The following is a 20,420-nucleotide window of genomic DNA, read 5'->3' on the forward strand; positions in this document are numbered from 1 at the left end:
TTGATTTTTCAATGTTCTTTTTATATCTCTACTTATTAATTAGATTGCTCTTCGAAAAGAGCGCCTTAATCCCCTTACCCCTGATTCCTCTGTGCCTCCCTAAACTCCTCCTTCATCTTCTCTAACAACCCTTCTTCTGTAATTAATCGATACGCTGTATTCGCTAATGCTTTTGCCGATGTAATTAATGCTTTATCTCCTAGTTCTGAACGTGCTGCTTCTCTAAATTCATTCGTATGCGCAATTAAGTCATCTGGACCAATTTTAATGTACGGATGAATTGTCGGCACAACTTGGCTGACGTTTCCTGCATCGGTTGAACCAATCCCTACTCTTTCTTTACGATTTACATCTTCACCTAATAGTTCTAGTTCTTCCGCTACGATATCGTTATATGTTTTTGTTACGAGTAATTCATCGATTTCATTTTGGAATTGATGGATTTTTACTTTTGCACCTGTTGCTAACGCTGCTCCCTCAGCAATGTTTCTTACTTTTTCTGTTACTTCCGCGCATCTCTTTCGCGTTGCTGCACGGATGAAGAACCTAGCCGCGGCATAGTCAGGAATAATGTTAGGTGCTTTTCCGCCTTCTGTAATGACGCCATGAATTCTCACGTCTGACGGAAGTTGTTGGCGAAGTGCGTTTATACCGTTATAGAGCTGAATAACCGCATCTAATGCATTAATCCCTTCTTCTGGTGAAGCTGCAGCGTGAGCTGTTTTTCCGTAAAAATGAAAATCAAGTGGATCGACTGCTAGTGAAGGACTCGTTGTCGCTGTTTTTCCGCTCGGATGAATCATAAGCGCCGCATCAATGTCTTTAAATAAACCTGCCTTTACATAACTTGATTTCGCGCTACCATTTGGCCCACCTTCTTCTGCTGGTGTACCAAACACGACAACTTCCCCGCCAATTTCTTCAAGTGTTTCTGATAATGCAATTGCTGCTGCAACGCTAATTGTGCCAATTAAATTGTGACCACACGCATGGCCTAATCCTGGTAAAGCGTCGTACTCCGCTAAAAATGCAATTGCCGGTCCTTGTTTTCCAGAACTTTTTCGCGCAATAAACCCCGTTTCATGTCCAGCTATATTGTGCTGCAACTGAAATCCTGCACTGCCTAGCAATAAACTTAACGTCCTAGATGCGTAAAACTCTTGGTTACCAATCTCTGGATTCGCATGAATATCATGACTTGTTTCTATGTACTTTTCCTTATTTCTTTCGATACTCTCTTCAATTGTTTTTCTTTGTGACGTTACTCCTGTCGCTCCCATTGTTCTTCCTCCTTTTATTTTCACGTAAAAAAGCCTCTTTCTAAAAGATAGAAAGAGGCTTCTGTATATACAGTCAAAATGAGCTTCTTTCTTATCTTTCAAGTTACCTTGCTGGAATTGGCACAGTATTCATAACGAATCCGCTGCCGAGGTATCATAGGGCCAGTCCCTCCACCTCTCGTGATAAGAATTTTCATAAAATTATATTAAATTATTTTTTATTCTAAGTTCATTCCAAGTAAAAGTCAAGGAATTCCTATCCGAATTTACCGAATATCTAAAAATCCTTTTAATACACCAATTGTCTCAGGTGCTTGCAGTCTTGCACATACGTACGGAAATTCCGTACTACCTTCAAATATCATTTGAGATGTAAGCGGTGCGCCTGCCCAGAAGATTTCATCATCAATTACTAAGAATGGGAATGCTTTATTTTGTCTTTGTAACTTTACATTTTTCAGCGGAACTGATCCATCACTATAAACTGTTATTTGTGCATTTGTACGCATTAACGCTTGCCATACTCGTTTATCTACTTGTTTCGTACTTGGCAGTGAAATAATAATTTTTCGTTTTGCGGCTAAAATATCTTTTAATAGCCCTTTCGGCTCTTCAAGATTCATTTCCATAAACCAGCGTAAACGTTTCGAAATTTTCCGTTCCCACAATTGTCTTGATGTCGTGCGATCATACACATCTCCGTGACGTTCTATATGAGCTGTTAATTGTGATAACGCTTGTTTTCTAGAAAGATTTTTACGCATATAATGGCAATCTGATAATTGAATGAACTTCCCTCTCGCCCTTGTCACTGCTACATTGACGAGGCGATGATTTTTATGGTCAAAGAATAACACGCCAGGTCGTTCTTGCGGATAACTGTCAACCGTATCAAAGATCATCATATCTCTTTCAGAACCTTGAAACTTATGAACTGTCGCCGCTAAAACTGGTATGTTTTGATATTTCGTTCTCTGCAACATTTCTCTAATATACGTCGATAAAAAGCGTGACTGCGCCCTGTAAGGTGTCACAACACCAATCGACTGAACACCGTCTAACAATCCGATTAACATCATTTGCATCGCTACTAAACCAGACATAATGTTAAAACGGGAACCAGAAGCAGCATCTTTTAACGAAAAAGCTCCCATTTGGCTCGTATCAAATAAAACACTCGCTTCATTTGCGAACGGCTGCAATTGCGCAAGTTCTTTACGCTCTGAAACAGACGGATGATCGTATACTCTATTTTTATAAATAAACGAATTCGTAAACTTCGATATATCCGCATGCATACGTCTTTGTTCCTGCAATATAAATAGGTTTGGGTGTGCTTCTGATTTATTAACAGACTCAACAATCCCAGCATGGTAAAACATATCTTCCCCAAGCCATTTGCGAACGAGTTCATGGTTCGCCATCGCAATTGGAGGTAACTGTAAAAAGTCACCGCAAACGACGATACGTTTCCCAAGTGAAGCAGCTAATGCGATTTGCGGAACGAACGCCATACTCACTTCATCTACGACAACTAAATCGAATGTACGCTCATAAATAAGTGAATCAATGGCACATTTCGATAAAGTTGCACCAATTACTTTCGCATTTTCAATATATTCTTTTTCTACTTCTTTAATTTTCGCCTTTTGCTTTCGAAGCTCACTTTCAATCTCTTGTATACGCTTCTTATCAGCAGATGTTGCTTTATACGATAAGATTTTTTCACGAAGATCTTGGCGTGTCTCTTCTAAGTAGAGTCTTTCCTCACCCCATGATCCGTTCGTCGTTTCAACTAATTTCGATGCAAGTAACGTTCCATGATTTCGTATATGTTCATGCTGACTATAACCGTAACGAACAATTTCGCCAGGCGTCCATTTCTTTTTCTTTTCAATTTGCTTCGTTACTTCACTCATTAATACGTCTACTGCCGCGTTACTATGAGCTAACACAAGTACCGATTTTCCTTTTTGATAATGAGCCGAAATAATACGTGATAAATTGTAAGACTTCCCTGTTCCAGGTGGTCCCCATACGTACGTTGTCGGATTGTAAAATGCGCGATATGCCAGTTCATTTTTCGGATTTTTCATCTTCTCAATATGTTTCGGACTGCTCGTCCCATCAACGAGACGCTTTATACGATTACGTTTTAGCTTATCTTTACGTGCTTCTTTCAATCGCTCTTGCAGTTGCTCTAAAAGTTGCCACGGTTCACTGTATAAAACCGCTTCTCTTATTTCACCTTGTATATAATCATTTAATTTCAGTTCTATTTCTAATCCATGTACAGATAATACTTCTCCTGTCGCTTCCTCACCATCGAACTCAATTCGAATTGGTGAACCTTCAGGTAAGCTTACTTCCGAAATAAGCTGAAATACATACACTGTATTCTCATAATCTGTATATAAAAAACGACCGTTCATGATAGAAATTTTACTACCACCTATCGTTTTCCAATGTTTAATTTCATATGCTAATGCATAATGCCACTCTTTCATCGTTTCTGATAATGAAGGAGTTTGAGTAGGTGTATTCATCGTATAATCTCCTTCCTTCTCCCCAAACATACTTTCTCACTATACCATACAACACGCTAAAATTTGTAAGGTTTTTATCTTGCTTATTTTCTTAATTTTCAATAATATATTGTATATAATTTTCAGAAAGAAGGAATCTACATGCCAGTTAGAAGAATTGAACACGTAGGACTTATGGTTGCAAACTTAGAAGCATCTATCTCATTTTATGAAGAAGTAGTCGGCTTACAGCTCCTTCAACGTATGGGGCACCCGAATCCAGACTTAAAACTCGCTTTTTTAGGTGTGGAAGAATCGAAAGAAACGCTACTCGAATTAATTGAAGGCTACAATTCTTCCTTGCCAGCAGAAGGAAAAGTACATCACATTTGCTTTAAGGTAGATTCATTAGAAGATGAAATCGAGAGACTAAAGAAACACGCAGTAACCTTTTTACTAGGAGAAGAAATCGAAACATTACCAGATGGAACACGTTACATATTCTTCGCTGGTCCTGATGGGGAGTGGATTGAGTTTTTTGAAACGGAGAGATAATCTGAAGAGACTTTTTACTTCAATAAAGTATAATAAAAGCCGTAGGAGTTTAATGCCTACAACTTTGTAAAAGGATCTTGATTCACTATAAAATATCCTCTATAGGTTTATTCTTAAAATTTACTTTTAACTTGATATTGATGTGACGTAACCTTAAATATGTAGAAATTTAAAAAGCCCCCTAATATTGTTAAAGGGGCTTTACTCATACGAATGATAATTTTTATAAATAATTGCTAAATAGTGAATTTACATAAATGCTTTTAGAAGCTCTTGAACTAATGGGATTGCTCCACCTATAAATTTTAAAACTGCCATTGCGATTTCCATATTATTTCCTCCTCTTTTGTTAGTACTGGGATGTGATTAAACTTTATACACTTATTATAGTAAACGCTTACATTTGTAACAATACATTTCTGTATGCAATATTGCATATTTATACGTTTTGACAATATTTGACCTCTATTAGCCATTCTTTAATGGTACCATAACGAAGTGAGAGTCTTTAAGGGTTCGCCTTAATAGGAGGAAATATGGAAAAAGTTCAAGATATTTACAGTAATATAAAATTTAAGAGTTGGTTTAAACAAGTATTAGCTGTAGGAGGAATATTAGGATTCTGCTACTTGGTGTTATATGGTTTCTGTTTTTTAGTTGATATGTAAATATTATACAGCTACACTAGTGGAGTCTTGCCTACAGAGGTAAGACTCTTTTATTGTACTTGAGATGAACAAACTACATACAATAGTTTTCAGGTTCTTCAGATTTCTCTATATGTTTCCTTGTTCCTCTATGTTCTAGACCCACTATTTCCTATCATTGAAAATAAATAAACTTCCGTTTATATTGAAAATACAATTTTATTGATGAAAAATGTCTTTTTACTAGATACATATTAAAAAGAAAAGTATAAGTTTTATTCCATTTCGGTACAATCTTTTTATCTTTGAAAAGGACTTAAATCTTATTAATAGATTTGAGTCTTTTTGTATACGTCCATTTCTATATAACCATATAAATATAATATATTAAAAATAATTTAAATGCAAGAATACTTGTAGAGGAAGCGCCAGCACTTCGGAAAAATCAAGCTAAGCCAAAAAATACAATAAGCTGTCCATATGGGCAGCTTATTTACATAATTTTCTTTATGGGAAGTACACTTAAGGCCATTTTTAACTTAATAGGAGTCTAATATCTCAAGTTTCTTAGCTAATACCCAGCTATTTAGGCCTAAAGATGCATAAATATTGTAATAAAAATAATTCCCGTTTATCAATGTTTCCTATAATTCTTTAATATCTTCATAGAACATAGGCCAACCTTGCATTAAGATATTATATATATATTCCTTACTACAAATATGGACGGTATTATCCTTGTTGCAGTTTTAATTTTAATCAAGTCTATTGTAATTACACAGATTGAAATATCTATTCAATTTCAAAAATAGTAAAGTAAAGGGAATGTATATGAAAAGATCACTTGTCTTAGAAACAAGTGATCTTTTCATTAGATATACTGCAACTTGCTAACAGCAGGTAATTGTTATCCTATTCATCTGTTCAATAGATATTATAATACATTTTTTAGTTATATAGACGAAATTGTTTCTAATGAAATGAGACCAAAAATATTTCAAAAGGTACCATAAATTATTTAGTGCTTTAAAAATGCAATTTTGAACCTTTCGAAGCACTAAATCAGGTAGATTTTAATAAACTTCAAACTTTGTCTGCATCAGGATCTCACAATTGAGCCTGAGTAATTAATCCTGTCAACATAACAAAAAGAGTCCTGATTGAAACAAACTCTTTTATGAGTTTTTACAAGAGTAAACTTTTAAGCACATAATTACATTTCTATTATTTATTTTACCACTTGTACAGATGCTGGTTTCCACCCCTGATTCTCTACCCAATCAATATTAACCTTATATTTTTTATTACTTTGTTTATCTCGTACATTACCGTAGGCTTTATTATTACCATTATTTCCAATAAAATCGAAAATCAATTGGCTCTCTGGAACATCAACAGCATAAGAGATTGCTTTTTTCATCTCACTCCAATCTACTGTTCCTTCTTTAAATTTCATATCAGGTTTTGCTCCTTGCTCTGTACCAATTGGCTTCCATGAAGGATTAGTTTGAGGATCCTTTTCTTGAGATACCGTTTTTTCTTCCTCTTTATTTTCAGTTCCGTTCGTTTTTACCGATTTTTCTACTTTTTGTTTCCCTTCTAACTGTGCTGCTTCTTTATCTTCGCTTTTCTTTTCTTCTATCTTTGCCATTTCTTTATCTTCAGTTTTCTTCTCTTCTATCTTTGCTGTTTCTTTATCTTCAGTTTTCTTCTCTTCTATCTTTGTTACTTTCTTTTCTTGAGCAATTGCTTTCTTTGATGTATTAGAAGGGGTAAACAACTGGTATGTCACTATACCAACTGTCACTAATACCAAAGTAAATGCAATATTAAAAATTGCCTTTTGACGACGATTCTGTTGTTTTTCTTGAAATCTGCTTACTTGTCCCATTCTTCAAACCTCCGTTTTTACTTTCTCCTCTACTCTTTATGTATTATCCCTAAAATTCTTAATATTTTTATTAAACAATAGAAATAAACTACACTTTCCATACAGGATTTCATATCATAATATAATTTGTGTTTTTTCAAGTATCTGACATATGTTATTCAAAATAGTTTAATACATTAAAAATTGATAAGCTTCTGCACTTAAGAAACCTTCAATTTTATTCAAAGGTGATTCCAATTACGTCCACATTAGATCTCCTGTAGAAAGCTTTTTAACAATTAAGCCTCTTCTTCCCTTATTTATAATTTTTAAATTAAATTTCCCTCTATAGTATAATAAAGATGTTTCGTTTTCTAATGGGGTATGTCGTAAAATCAAAAGAGATTTTATCTCTTTTACCTTCTTTTCAGAGTAAATTTCACCACTAGGAAATTCTATTATTCCTAATGTAATCTTTAATTCGCTCTCATCAAAAGTCCACTCTTTATTAAGTTCTCTTATCTTTTGTATAAAGCTTCTTTTGGTTTGTCCTATATAGAGCAATGTTACATTCTTAGCATATACTCTAGAGATTGCAAATATCCCCTTCTTAGAAGCTTCTTCCCTATTATAAAAGTCATTTATACTATACATGCCATACCACTTAATATGTACTGTTTCTATGAATCTCACCTCGTTTTTAGACAATATTATAATTTCTGAATGTTCAAATTATTATAGGTACATATGCTTGATTACTTGAATTATAAATTGTGCTTTTCAATAATACATTTTATTATTACTAATTTCAATAATGAAGAAAAAATATAATACTATAGTTTAATTACAAAGCTATATAAAAAACAAAGTGATGTCGTGCCACATATTTTCTTTTTTTACAATATCAAACTATCGTGAACAAAATTTTAAAAGTTATGGAATGAAAATACAATGTGTATGTACATACATTTCTATTAATTGAAGAAACCTTCTTAATTGAGGTCGTACCCCAATTAAGAAGAAAAAGAGTAGAAATTTAATCTCTCTACGCTGTTAAAATTATTCAACTCCCAAAAAACTGTACATCTTCTAGAGATACTAATTTTCTAGTTTTGATGTTTTTATAGTGCTTGAGAGTGATATTATTCAAGTTTTTTCATTGAGAATGCATAAATACAAACAAAACCAGTAATACATCTTTTCTGTACCGTACTGGTTTTGTTTAAGATCATCTTAAATTATAGCTAGTTCACCGAGATTGCAAATTCCGATTTCGGTGCCCCAGCGAATACGATTGTTCCGTTCTTCGGAAGTTCCACCTTGTTATTGCCACTCACAATGGTGAAGTTGACGCAAACTCCCTTCTCATCATACACCGCAAATGAACCATTTGATGGCAGCGTTACGGTCATCCTTTTGTCTGTTGCCGCTTGTGGAATTGTAAACCATTTCGCATGTCCATTTGCATCCAACGTAACTTTGGATGATTGGCCTACATCAATTGGTTTTACATTAGATTCACTTACGTATAACAATCCAGCCATCTCCATATATTCATTGCCGCCTTCTGTATAGAAATGCGTTTCCGTCGTATCACGACCATTCATCACGGGTACTTGGATCTGATGCACCGCGGTGTTCGGACCTGTAATTTTTCTGCCATCCCAATAGCCTGCTGGGCCTTCCTTGCGAGTAATTTGAGTACTAAGAAGTTTCGGTTGAACGAGATATTGAATAGAACTAAATTTCTCGTTCACAAGATAAAACTTGACACCTTCCCTCTTTGCCCATGCAGCAGCGGTTTTCTTCGAAAGCACGTTGTCTTCTAGTTTCTCAGCTAAATAGTGGGTCATCACACTTTGCCCTAAACCTGGATGCGATTTATATGCGCTCTCCTTCAAATAAGTTCTTCCATTCTTCTCGGTTACGAAGTTGAGCTTGGAAGTACCCCCCTCATTAATAAAGCTTCCATCAGCAGTATATACATATTTTTCTTGTGGATTAGATGGTAAGAATAGTTCACCGTTCTTCGTAATTTCAATCTTGAAATGAGTTTCGCTATTACCATAAAATCCAGCTTTCTTTGCTACGCCTTGAGGCATTTTGACTTTGACCGGCTTGCCAAAGGATTTGTTCGGCTTGATGTCCTTAATAGTACCTTTTTCTTTAAGCGTGGCGAGTAGCAATTCAGTTGCCATTAGTTGATTTGTAGAGCTCCGTCCACCAGATGACAATACAGCCGCTGCTATTTTCTGTTCCGGAAGCACGACTAATATAGCATGTTGCAGTGCCGTATCGCCGCCCTTAGTCAAAGCTTTGATCCCATATTCACTGAATGGGTATAGTTTCACACTATCCCAGCCAAGACCATAGTTAAAAATATTATCACCATCCCCCGGCCACATTCCTTTTTTATATTCATCTTGCTCCATCGCCTTGACTACCTTATCAGAGAGGATTCCTTTTCCCTGTCCCATAAATAGTTGTGAGAATCGCACCATATCTTCTGCCGTAGAAGATATGCCTCCCGTACCAATAACATTCACCGATTCAATTGGAAGTTGTCCTTGGTACGCCGGGAAATATAGTCCAGCCCGATTTTCATCCCTCCATTTGTCCTGCGGCGTTTTCGTATGATTCATCTTTAAGGGTCCTGTAAAGCTTTGATGTAGATATTCGGTAAAGCCCATACCACTAACTCTTTCCACCAAAATTTCGGCCAGCGTAAAGCCATCGTTACAGTATACCGAGAAAGCACCAGGGTCCGCCTTCAAGTTTTGATTTGACAATTGTTGTAACAAGGTATCATGGGCATAGGTATCATTATCGTTAAATAAAAATGCATTACCTAACGTAGAACCTTGCAATCCAGAGGAGTGGTTCAATAACATACGTGGTGTAATACGTTTATATCGACCGTCTTTCATCTTAAAATCAGGAACATAGCGGACAACAGGAGCATCTAAATCGACTTTTCCTTCATCGACCAATTTCATTACAGCCGCTGTTGCATACATTTTACTGACTGAACCAATCCCATATTGAGTATCTTTGGTTAGCGGCTTTTCCCCTTCCAAATCATTCTTGCCAGCCTGACCCGACAAAATAAGTTTTCCATTATCAATTAGCGCATACTGCACGCTATTCGCTTCATAAGACTTTGTAAGTAGCTCCGCCTTCTCTGCTGCAATCTTCTTCAGTTCCTGACTAGCTACTTCTTCACCAGTTACAACTGTAGTCTCACTTTCAGAAAATGCTTTCACTCCTGTTGGTAGAATCATAGTTACCGCTAATGCAGTGGCTAACACACCAGTTAGCTTATTTTTCATCACGGAATTACCTCCTTAGATAAGTGACCGTTTTCATCATTTGTTTGTTCCACTATGAAAATATGATAAAATTTATCCGTTCTCCTCTTTGACCTACTTGCTAAATTCAGCAAGTAAAATATTTTTAAAAGGATCAGGACTATCAGCTTTAATACTGTTTAAATTGACGGCCAATGTATGCTTGCCTCCAAGTGTGCCCCCAGCAAAAGTTAAAAAGCCAGGAATGGTTCCTCCATGCCCCCATATCGATTCACCGTTTGAAAGCTTCATTTTGAAAATTCCAAGCCCGGAATCGCCAAGCTCATCTACTCCTGTAGGGACTGTTGTAAGCATTTGCTTTAGTTGCTGTTCTTTCAATAATTTGCCCCCAAGTAAATAAGAAAAGAATTTGTTTAAATCATCAGCTGTAGAAATCATATCTCCGGCCGAGCTCCCCATACTTGGGTTATAATAAGTAACATCTTTCGGCTCACTTGCTCCGTCTAATTGGATATATCCACGGGCATGCTTGGTTCCTGGAATGACGCTTGAATTTCCAGGTAAGAATGTATTCGCTAATTCAAGTGGTTCAATAATTCGATTTTCAATCTCTTCCGCATAGCTGTTCCCAGTTACTTTTTCAATAAGAATTCCTAGTAATACATATCCTGTATTTGAATACGACCAGCTCTTTCCTGGAGCAAAATCTGGAGGCATGGATATTCCCATCTTTACTAATCCTTCAGCAGTATAGGATTTTTTTGTATCCATCATATTAAAATCCTTTGACCTTGTGTAATTAGCGATACCACTTGTGTGATTCAATAATTGCCGGATAGTAATTTGTTTATCATCATATCCATTCCCTTGAATGACACCAGGCAACCATTTTTCAATAGAATCGTCTAGATTTAGGCGGTTTTCTCCTGCTAATTGAAGCACAACTGTTGCAGTGAACGTCTTTGTCACGCTGCCAATCCGAAAACGAAAATCTGTTTTCATTGCTTTCTTGTTACTCAGATCAGCTACACCAGCCGCATAACTCCATGTTTTTCCACCCTCAGAAGTTTTAGCAAGTATCCCTGGATATCCAAGTTTCAATGTATCCCGCATGGCCTCTTTGACGGAATTTCGATTTCTTTGGTTGCTTGTTTGTAACGAACTAGATACATTTTGAATGGACTCCGCTTTTACACTTGAGGTTGGAGTTGTATAAAACAGGGAACCTCCAGTTATTAAAAGGGCTAAACCTGTACATGTAATTTGACGATGCTTTTTCATCAAAATAATCCTCTCCCCTATTCATATTGTATAAATGGTTATTTGCTGTTTGGAACTAATCACACAGCTTTCTTCTTAACCCACTGCAAAAGGACGACATTGAATCTGTAATGTCTCTTTTCCTCCAAACAAGTCTTATTAATTGATTTGTTTTTTATAGAAATATATAGTATTTTTCTCCTCTCACTCTTCTTTCCATTTTCATCTTACACAAGGAAAATCTCTTTTTTCTTACCTCTTCCTTACAAATTCCTTACGTTCAAAATCACTTTTATAATTGATTATTTTTTATGTGAGCCCCCTTACCATCAATTTAAGAATTAAAAAAAGAGGGGATTATCCCCCTCCTTTTTACGCTTGCTCCAACTGTCGAAATTATTTAATATACCCACGATTCAGTTCCGTTAATTTTTCATTGATGTTAAAAATTCTTACTCTAATATCTTTAACACCAGCTGCTTCAAGTCTGCTCTTGTGCATTTCCGCGTATTTTTCAGCATCTTGTTTTTCTTCAAATATATAAATGCCTCCAGCTTCTTTTGTTTCTTCATTCTCAGTCCATATTTTCCAGTGGAATCCTTCTTCTTCGTTAATACTATTTGCTAAATCCCAAAATCCTTTTTCCATTTCTTCACCAAAAGGACCTTCAAACGGAAAATCAACTTGTAATAAATATGCCATTTTCACTCACTCCTATTTTTAATATAAAATTCATCGGGAATTCCTTTGTATAAAAATTCTTCCCATTCTTTTACTGATTATGATCCGAATGATCGTAATGTCTAAATTCGTATTGCTATTATTATTCAAGCACTAATTGGAGAATCCCCCTATTTGTAACATAATCACAAAACGATAGTAACTTGAACGCATAAAGTGAAAGTTTAATAGTTTTCAGTTATGTTTAAAAAATGTGATACAAACTTATCCCTAAACTAAGGACAAACAAAACAAGTGCAGGTATTGCTTTCTTAAAGGGATCTCTCGCTAATACAATTAGAGTTAATGCGGCTGCAAGCATCGTACCGCCTAATAACAATCCTGCTAATAAAGCTACTGTTGGAATCCAAATTCCTATCAACATTCCAATCGCTCCTACAATCTCAAAAGCTCCAGTTAAGAAATTAAAAAACGAAGGTAAACCAAATCGTTTGAATTCATCTGCCATTTTCCCGGATATAATTTTCGTTCCTGTCATTAAAAAGAACAGAAACAACACTACTTTTACAATATTGATGAAAATTAAAATAGTAATCACACCTTTCTTATTATTTGATAAAAACTCAGTATTGTTCAGGTAGTAGTCACTACCTTTACCCTATTTCCTGAGATTACCCGTATGGAAGTCGCTTCAATTTACATTACCCTTCTCAATATTAAAGGGCCGAAAATTATATGCTATAGCATATATAATACAAAAATTTGACTGGTACTAGGCAAAAAAGTGACCCTGAATCAGATATCATACAAAATAAAGTTATCTTCCCATTCGTCCAAACAAAAATTATATGCTATAGCATATGTAATACCTAAAACAAAGTTTGTTCCTTATGAATAGCGTAGCATCAATAAGGAACAAATATTAATAGTGTGTATCATACAATTTGTTTAATAACGATTGTAATACTTTAATTTCTTCCTCGCTCAAATTACTCGTAACGAAATGGTGAGCGTCTTTCACTACAGGCAAGATTGTTTTCTTTAACTCGTCACCTTTTTCAGTTAAAAATAGGTTATGTGAACGCCTATCTTGGTCATTCAAAGCCTTCTTTACAATCCCTTTTCTCTCCATTGACTGTATCATTCTAACAACAGTAGTTTGATCTTTATCAATAGCTTCCGCCAACTCTTTTTGAGTAGTGCTCCTTTGGCTACAAAGAACACTAATAATCCCCCACTGCTCTGGCGTAACTCCATAAGGCTTTAATTTCTTCGTAAAATAGTTGGTCATTTTCACATCAGTACGATGAACAAGATAGCCTATTAAATCATGTAAGTTCATATATCACCTCTATAAATTAAGATATAAAAGGATATAGCATACCAGTCAATCATTCACAATGAATGTATTTGTTTCACCATATATATGCTATGGCATATATATTAAAGTAGATTATTTTAATTGTCAAATGATTTACCTATTATTTTTCGAAAACAAAAACGTCCCCTTAGATTATAGAAGGAATGACTAATTTGACGTATTTCTCTGGCGATTTCTCCCCTGTCGTTTTATGATATGCTAATAACATTTGATAAAATATGGTATATACGGACAGTCAAAAACTTTTAAAGATACCTCGTCCAGTTTTTGCTGTTGCAAGATAAACAGCATATAATCCGTTAACCACCCACATTAGTAACGAAAACATAAAGAAAAGGCATTCCAAATATGAAACACCTTCTTTCGTTTTATAAAACCATCCAACACGCTGAACTTTTCAATTTAATATAATCACTCGTTTAACTAAAGAAATTGATTACGTGCATAACGCTCTTCTCACTTTTCTTGCAAAATTTAGTGGATCATCAACGTCTTCGATATTAACGTAAATCAAATTTGGATCATCACATAACCACTCATTGTGTATAGACGAAACGATTATTCCTTGTTTAATAATTGTCGCCACAAATTCAGTGACTTCTTTTTGTAAGAGTGCTACTCGGCCTAGGCATAATGCCCATCCAGTTTTATTGTCTCGTGATTCGAATGAAAAGGAAGTTGTTACTCTAAAACGTTTTCCTAAGATTGTTGCTCGTATTTCATCCCTGTTTATTGTTGCCACGCATTTCCCACCGGCGAATCCTTCTTGCCCGCCGATAATTCTTGCAAACTGTTGACAAATTAATTCATCATTAAACGCCATACCTTTAATCATCCCCCCTTTTACTGTTAAGTTATGAATGAATACATAGGTCTGAAACGGTAATGAATCTAATCTATTAAAAAAATGATGGCAATCTACCGAGAGCTATTAGCTCAATTATTCTTGATTATTTAAATTAACTCGGCTATATATGTTAAGACATTTTTAAAGAGCATAAAAAAGACACCTTAAGGTGCCATTCTCCGATTTGAGAATCATATCTATGTATGGAGAAATTTAGAAAAGAGAAGCTTCTAACTATAATTTATAGAGCTCTGATGCCATGAATTACTTACATATTTCCTTATTTACCAGAAGAAGAATCTCAGTTACATTATTTTCTCATTAGTCTCGTTAAAGCCATCCCAAGAAATCCAATGCCCATTCCTATTAGCCATCCAGTTTGGGCATTACCTAACATAGATCCCACTCCTCCACCAAGAAACATACAGCCAACGAATACTAATCCTCCAATTCCCCAATTCGGCCGTTCCATAATTCAATCACATCCTTTCAATAAAATATATGCGATTAGCTCCCTCAACTTTCTTCCATAGGATAGTTCATTATTTTACTTAGGTTTAGCACTTCAGGGCATTCAAAAGATACGAAGCTTGAGTCATTTATATAGATTGTAGAAGTATGGAGATTTTCCACATTTTAAAATAGTAAAGTATAAACATGAAAAAACTCCTAACAAATTTTGTTAGGAGTTTTTTCAAATAAGCGATATTTATTTAATCTTCATTATTGAGTTCTATTGTACCTGTTCTAGCACTAACTTTTAAAATATTTAACAGATTATCAGGTGTCTTGATTTCCACTTCATATTCAAATTTTGATTGTGCTAAGTTGTCATCTTCTAATTCAAATTCTTTTTTCACATTAATAATTTCTCCATTTGTATGAGCTAAAGAAATTTCACGAACTTGTTTCTCTGTGTAGTTTTCATTCTTTTTTGCATAATTGTAACCCATACCATAATATCCACCAACAATAGCAATACCACTTACTAAAATAGTAATTACACTTATAATTATTTTCTTTTTATGTTTTAACATTTTCATCCACTCCTTAATGATTAATCCTCTATTCCAAATCTTGCTTCAAGTGCATTTTCTGCTTGCTCTAATTGATCTTCCAGTATATCGTGTTCTTTTTCTTGCGTTTGATATTGCTCAACAGTTATCGTTCCAGCGTGATAATCTGCTTCTAGCTGATTATCAGATAGATCTATCTTGTCATCCAATTGGTCAATTTCTTTTTTTGCTGCTAAGTACGTATTTAAGTTATCTTCTTTTGCTCCAACTGGTTTCGTGTTATTTGCTTTTTCTACAATAGATGTGACTTCGTTTTTGAAATCTTGTGTTTGCTTCGTATCATTCGTAGCAGGCCCTATTTTGTTTGGTTCTTGTTGTAGTTGAGCAACTTCTTTTTGTAATTTATCATTTTCCACTTTCAGTTGTTGTACTTCTGTATTGTTATCAGCTTGAGTAGAACAAGCTGTTAAGAATAAACAGGACATTGCTCCAATCAGCATCCATTTTCCCATTCTGTTTTCCTCCCTTTACAGGTGCACCTTATCCTTGCCTTTATATTACTGAACAAACATTAAAGGAAGATTAATGTACAAAAAAATAAAGTGAAGGCTTTTACAGGCAGTTAATCCCTACCTACCTCGCATTCACCGAATTTTGAGGGAGTAGTCGTACTGCCCGTTAATGCGGGATAAAATGATATAATTAACTAGTTTCTAATCTTTCTTTAATGTTTTGAAATTATAGTGATACATATTAATAAGAAGAAAAGGAGAATGTTAATGCGAGTTCTTATCGTCGAAGATGAACAAGACTTACAAAATATATTGGTGAAACGATTAAATGCAGAACATTATAGTGTCGATGCATGTGGGAATGGAGAAGATGCCTTGGATTATATAAACATGGCTACCTACGATTTGATTGTGCTTGACATTATGATTCCCGGAATAGATGGTTTACGCGTATTACAAAGATTACGCGCGGACAATAATGCAACTCCTGTCTTGCTTCTTACAGCTAAAGATACAATTGATGATCGTGTAACAGGACTCGACTTAGGTGCAGATGATTATTTAGTAAAGCCGTTTGCTTTTGATGAACTGTTAGCAAGAATTCGAGTGTTAATGCGAAGAAAAACAGGAAATACATCTAATGTGTTTGAAATCGCTGACCTAGTGGTAGATTGCAATATGCATAAAGTAACAAGAGGAGACCAAGTTATCACTCTTTCCAGTAAAGAATTTGCTATTTTAGAATATATGATTCGTAATAAAGAAGTTGTGCTGACACGAGATAAAATTGAGCAACATGTGTGGAATTACGACTATGAAGGCGGATCGAATATTATTGATGTTTACGTCCGCTATCTTCGTAAAAAAATTGATAGCCAGTTTGAAACGAAGTTAATTCATACAGTGCGCGGAACTGGTTACGTATTGCGAGTAGAATCATGAAAAGACTATCAATAAAAATGAGAGTGACCCTGTGGTATACGGGGCTAATTGTAATTATTATGGCACTCGTGTTAGCTTTTATTTTAACTTCTTCAGATAAAGTTTTGCTTTTTAATATGAAAGATCAATTGAAGAGCACAGTAAAAGAAAGCATGGAAGATATCAAATATAAGCATGGGCAGTTAAAGATTGACGATGATTTTGAAACCTTAGAAGATGGAGTAAATATTAGTATTTATAGTAAACAAGGTGAGCTGTTGGTAGGACATAGTCCAACAAGCTTTAATAAAAAGATATCGCTTAAATCCGATGAAATACAAACCATTAAAGACGGCAATAAAGAATGGATTGTATATGATTTTCTCCATAATGCAGGCGGCGATGAGCAAGTCTGGGTTCGTGGAATAATGACTATGAACCAATTATCCTCAACGATGAATACGCTTATTGTGGTAACAATCATCTCATTCCCATTACTTATTCTCATTGCGGCAGTCGGGGGATATTTTATTACGCAAAGAGCGTTTCGACCTGTGCAACAAATGAGTGATTCAGCCAGTAAAATTGGTGATGGTAAAGACCTTTCGAAGAGAATTAATTTACAAGGTTCACCGAAAGACGAAATGTATCATTTAGCACAAACCTTTGACAAAATGTTTGAGCGATTGGAGACATCATTCGAAAGTGAAAAACAATTTACATCTGACGCATCTCATGAATTAAGAACACCAACATCTGTTATTATTTCGCAATGCGAATACGCTTTATCGCAGAGAAATAATCCGAAAGAAATGGAAGAATCGTTAGAAGTAATTTTAAAACAATCACGTAAAATGTCCGCTTTAATCTCACAACTCTTATTATTAGCACGAGCTGACCAAGGAAACCATAATACTTTCCAATTTGAATGTATCAATATGAGTGAATTAACGGAAATCGTTGTAGAAGAGCTTTCATTAATGGTTCAAGAAGCTTCGATTGATATAACAACTAATATAGAGGAAGACCTATTTATTAAAGCAGATCAAACATTGATGATGCGTTTATTAATGAATTTACTAACGAATGCGATTGCTTATAGTAAAGCGAGCGGAACTGTGCATATGCAACTATTCCGTGATGAAACCAACATAATAGGTAAAGTCTCCGATAATGGCATCGGCATCAGCGAGCAACATATTACAAAAATATGGGACCGCTTCTATCGAGTTGACGCAGCACGAACATCTTCAAACATCGGAAACACAGGTTTAGGATTGTCGATGGTAAAATGGATTGTCGAACTACATGGAGGAGAAATTACGGTTGAAAGTAAATTAGGAGAAGGCAGTACTTTTACATTTAAACTACCAATTGAAAAAAGAGCATAATTTATACGTGTCTGTCGCTTCAGAATAAAGATTGATTCAAAGGCTCTCTACAATCCTTATGTAAAAATAACTGACGCATTTTAAACATCATCGATTTTATCATTTTGGACAACCTATTCTGTTAAATTAATATACATGCGAAAAAACTATCAAAATAAAACCCCAGAAATCCAATGGTCTCTGGGGCTTCATTATATATTTAGCTCTTTTTGCTTTTTGTTTTGTTTATGTCTATACAGTAACTTTCGACTTATTAGAGAAATCACTAATAAGGTCAGAATTAATAAGATAAGTTGCATAAATGATAAATCAAAATATTTAGCACCTGTAACGATTAAAAGTGTAGAAATCGTGCCTTTTACAACGAAAAAAATAATAACCCATAACCCGCCTTTTTTCCAGTTCATTTTATATTACCCTTTCCTACGTTTAAATTCTTAAAATATTTAATAATAGTTCGTAAATATGACAACTTAATAGAAATCTATTATATTAACAAAAAATTCATGTCTAATTAAATGCGACGATTCTATATTAAGTGAAAATGATATTCATTGTCAATTTTATTGATTATTTGAATACTTATTCTTAATCTCTTTCTACTTTGTTTCTTATAAGCAATACACTCTTGTATTCAAACAAAAACACCTCCATTGCATTTGCACACTTAGTATGCGAATGCAAGAGGTGTTTTTTCATATACCATCAGATAAGATTTCCTGCTTTGTTTATTTCTTGATACGTAGCTATTTTCTAGTACACGATAACTGGATCATACGTGTTCAAACTATCATATACAGTTTTTGCAACATTAGGAAGAAGGTTCACACACCCACCTGATCCACCTGTTAAATAAGCATTATTTGCCCAGTCTTTTCGCCAGCCGGCATCGTGGAATCCTTGACCGCTATTTGTGAATGGAACCCAGTAATCTACTTTAACCGCATAATCAGCTTTCCCTACTGCGCTACCTCTTAGCGTGTATGGTGTTCGTTTGTATAGGACGTACCAAACACCTGGTGATGTATCTTCACCCGTGCTATGTTTACCCGTTACTACATTTGTTGTAACGACTAATTTTCCATCTTTATAAATCCAAATTTGTTGCTCTGCAATTGAAACTTCCGCATACGTGTCTCCGATGCCATTATTCGCTGTTGTTTTATAACCGATACCTTCCTTCTCCCAACCATTTCCGTGAATATTAGAAGCAGAAAGCGACTTTTCGCCTTTCTCAAAGGCTTGTTGAACTTGTTTAGTTTCTTTTTCAACATCTAGTGCCCAGCCGTATCCTTGCCCTTTTACTGATATGACTGAACCGGAATGCGTTTTAAATGAGAAATCTTTATTTAATGTTGATTTGGCATTATTAATTTCAGTAATTTTCTTCTTAATGTCACTCGCATCAATTGTAACTTTCATATCCTTTGACATAGAGGCATTTTGAATTAAATCTTTCGCTTTTAAAGGATAAACTTCATCCTGCACTTTATACTCAACAGACTGCCCAAGAAGATTCTGTAGTGCTTTCTCCTCTTTTTTGACAATCGGATCGTCTTCTTTAATAGGTTTTATGTATGCAGACTTCAGATGAATTTCGCTTTTATATTTTTGCTTATCGTAATCTTTCAGTAGACTAGTAACATCATACTGTTTTCCTTCAACACTTTTCGAGATAACAATTTTCCCTTGTTCTAGCTTCGCCATAGCATCTTGAGGCGCTTTTAATTTTTCATTCATAGAGATGAGCGTTTCTTCTACAAGTTTCTTCATCGTTTCACTACGATACTGATCTGCCTTCTCTGGTAGCAATGAATAATTTTCTCCCTTTGAGGAAGGGAAAAATGTCCACTGACTTTTTAATAGTTTCTTAACTTGAGGCAAATCTTTTTCCGTAAGTTCCGTTTTTGTATCTTTTTCATCTAAAATTTGTTGTTGATCAACATAGACTTTGTTTGCTAGTCCAGATGTCTTTAATTTCTGTATTGCCTGATCAGCGCTCAGACCACCAACTTTTGTGTCATTAATTGTAACATTCGAATTGAAGTGAGTTGCCTGATAATAACTCATTCCCCCAATAAGAAGTGCAATTACACCAATACCCGCTGCGATAAACTTCCAATTTGTATAACGTTTTTTTGATCTTACTCGTTTTTGATCAATTTCTTCAACTGATTCATTTGTTGTATTGTTGTTCATCAATCTTTCCCCCGTATGCATTAACGT

Annotated in this window: 19 protein-coding genes, 1 pseudogene and 1 riboswitch; of the genes and pseudogenes, 4 read left to right on the top strand and 16 right to left on the bottom strand. The window is 35.0% G+C overall.

Annotation, left to right across the window (positions count from 1 at the left end):
* Positions 1-74: 74 nt before the first annotated feature.
* Complete coding sequence (locus tag AC1Q51_RS19885) at positions 75-1,280, bottom strand: M20 family metallopeptidase (RefSeq protein ID WP_000501366.1); 1,206 nt, start codon at positions 1,278-1,280, stop codon at positions 75-77.
* Between the two features lie 88 nt (positions 1,281-1,368).
* A riboswitch (SAM riboswitch) is annotated at positions 1,369-1,470 on the bottom strand.
* A 76-nt stretch (positions 1,471-1,546) separates the two neighbouring features.
* Positions 1,547-3,856, bottom strand: coding sequence for an AAA domain-containing protein (locus AC1Q51_RS19890; RefSeq protein WP_492331674.1), 2,310 nt, complete (start codon positions 3,854-3,856; stop codon positions 1,547-1,549).
* Positions 3,857-3,967: 111 nt separating this feature from the next.
* Here AC1Q51_RS19890 and AC1Q51_RS19895 point away from each other — a divergent pair, with 111 nt between their 5' ends.
* Positions 3,968-4,360, top strand: coding sequence for a VOC family protein (locus AC1Q51_RS19895; RefSeq protein ID WP_492331675.1), 393 nt, complete (start codon positions 3,968-3,970; stop codon positions 4,358-4,360).
* 249 nt (positions 4,361-4,609) lie between these two features.
* On the opposite strand, the pseudogene AC1Q51_RS19900 reads toward AC1Q51_RS19895, so the two are convergent.
* Positions 4,610-4,797 (bottom strand): annotated as a pseudogene (locus AC1Q51_RS19900) (hypothetical protein).
* A gap of 99 nt (positions 4,798-4,896) precedes the next feature.
* Here AC1Q51_RS19900 and AC1Q51_RS19905 point away from each other — a divergent pair.
* Positions 4,897-5,028 (top strand): hypothetical protein, encoded by a 132-nt coding sequence (locus AC1Q51_RS19905; RefSeq protein WP_000416932.1) that lies wholly within the window; start codon positions 4,897-4,899, stop codon positions 5,026-5,028.
* Positions 5,029-6,235: 1,207 nt separating this feature from the next.
* Here the strand turns inward: AC1Q51_RS19905 and AC1Q51_RS19910 are convergent.
* From AC1Q51_RS19910 to AC1Q51_RS19960, 11 genes are all read right to left on the bottom strand, one after another.
* Positions 6,236-6,898, bottom strand: a complete 663-nt coding sequence (locus tag AC1Q51_RS19910) for a YrrS family protein (RefSeq protein WP_061660834.1) — start codon at positions 6,896-6,898, stop codon at positions 6,236-6,238.
* 237 nt (positions 6,899-7,135) lie between these two features.
* Positions 7,136-7,570 (bottom strand): hypothetical protein, encoded by a 435-nt coding sequence (locus AC1Q51_RS19915; protein WP_002094078.1) that lies wholly within the window; start codon positions 7,568-7,570, stop codon positions 7,136-7,138.
* A 551-nt stretch (positions 7,571-8,121) separates the two neighbouring features.
* Positions 8,122-10,206, bottom strand: coding sequence for a serine hydrolase domain-containing protein (locus tag AC1Q51_RS19920; protein ID WP_090977659.1), 2,085 nt, complete (start codon positions 10,204-10,206; stop codon positions 8,122-8,124).
* Positions 10,207-10,299: 93 nt separating this feature from the next.
* The gene (locus AC1Q51_RS19925) at positions 10,300-11,466 is read right to left on the bottom strand and encodes a serine hydrolase domain-containing protein (protein ID WP_072939515.1); all 1,167 of its coding nucleotides are present in this window, start codon (positions 11,464-11,466) and stop codon (positions 10,300-10,302) included.
* A 375-nt stretch (positions 11,467-11,841) separates the two neighbouring features.
* Complete coding sequence (locus AC1Q51_RS19930) at positions 11,842-12,147, bottom strand: monooxygenase (protein ID WP_016512594.1); 306 nt, start codon at positions 12,145-12,147, stop codon at positions 11,842-11,844.
* Between the two features lie 223 nt (positions 12,148-12,370).
* Positions 12,371-12,721, bottom strand: coding sequence for a DoxX family protein (locus AC1Q51_RS19935; RefSeq protein WP_033657524.1), 351 nt, complete (start codon positions 12,719-12,721; stop codon positions 12,371-12,373).
* A 327-nt stretch (positions 12,722-13,048) separates the two neighbouring features.
* On the bottom strand, positions 13,049-13,468 hold the full coding sequence (locus AC1Q51_RS19940; RefSeq protein ID WP_001048563.1) for a MarR family winged helix-turn-helix transcriptional regulator: 420 nt from the start codon (positions 13,466-13,468) through the stop codon (positions 13,049-13,051).
* Between the two features lie 475 nt (positions 13,469-13,943).
* Complete coding sequence (locus AC1Q51_RS19945; protein ID WP_492331676.1) at positions 13,944-14,342, bottom strand: DUF1259 domain-containing protein; 399 nt, start codon at positions 14,340-14,342, stop codon at positions 13,944-13,946.
* Between the two features lie 322 nt (positions 14,343-14,664).
* The gene (locus AC1Q51_RS19950; RefSeq protein ID WP_000441010.1) at positions 14,665-14,826 is read right to left on the bottom strand and encodes a hypothetical protein; all 162 of its coding nucleotides are present in this window, start codon (positions 14,824-14,826) and stop codon (positions 14,665-14,667) included.
* A 241-nt stretch (positions 14,827-15,067) separates the two neighbouring features.
* Positions 15,068-15,391 carry a PepSY domain-containing protein gene (locus tag AC1Q51_RS19955; protein ID WP_000912137.1) on the bottom strand — a complete coding sequence of 108 codons (324 nt, stop codon included), beginning with the start codon at positions 15,389-15,391 and terminating at the stop codon, positions 15,068-15,070.
* A gap of 20 nt (positions 15,392-15,411) precedes the next feature.
* On the bottom strand, positions 15,412-15,882 hold the full coding sequence (locus AC1Q51_RS19960; RefSeq protein ID WP_000521297.1) for a hypothetical protein: 471 nt from the start codon (positions 15,880-15,882) through the stop codon (positions 15,412-15,414).
* Between the two features lie 267 nt (positions 15,883-16,149).
* Between AC1Q51_RS19960 and AC1Q51_RS19965 the strand changes: the two genes are divergently transcribed.
* Both AC1Q51_RS19965 and AC1Q51_RS19970 read left to right on the top strand, forming a co-directional pair.
* Positions 16,150-16,824 carry a response regulator transcription factor gene (locus AC1Q51_RS19965; RefSeq protein ID WP_001264528.1) on the top strand — a complete coding sequence of 225 codons (675 nt, stop codon included), beginning with the start codon at positions 16,150-16,152 and terminating at the stop codon, positions 16,822-16,824.
* Complete coding sequence (locus tag AC1Q51_RS19970) at positions 16,821-18,194, top strand: sensor histidine kinase (protein WP_072938990.1); 1,374 nt, start codon at positions 16,821-16,823, stop codon at positions 18,192-18,194. Before AC1Q51_RS19965 ends, AC1Q51_RS19970 begins: the two co-directional genes overlap by 4 nt.
* 191 nt (positions 18,195-18,385) lie before the next feature.
* On the opposite strand, the gene AC1Q51_RS19975 is transcribed toward AC1Q51_RS19970, so the two are convergent.
* Positions 18,386-18,601 (bottom strand): hypothetical protein, encoded by a 216-nt coding sequence (locus AC1Q51_RS19975; protein WP_001104104.1) that lies wholly within the window; start codon positions 18,599-18,601, stop codon positions 18,386-18,388.
* 346 nt (positions 18,602-18,947) lie between these two features.
* Positions 18,948-20,393 carry a L,D-transpeptidase family protein gene (locus tag AC1Q51_RS19980; RefSeq protein WP_001064063.1) on the bottom strand — a complete coding sequence of 482 codons (1,446 nt, stop codon included), beginning with the start codon at positions 20,391-20,393 and terminating at the stop codon, positions 18,948-18,950.
* Between the last annotated feature and the right edge of the window lie 27 nt (positions 20,394-20,420).

It is taken from the genome of Bacillus sp. MT94 (assembly GCF_058792475.1).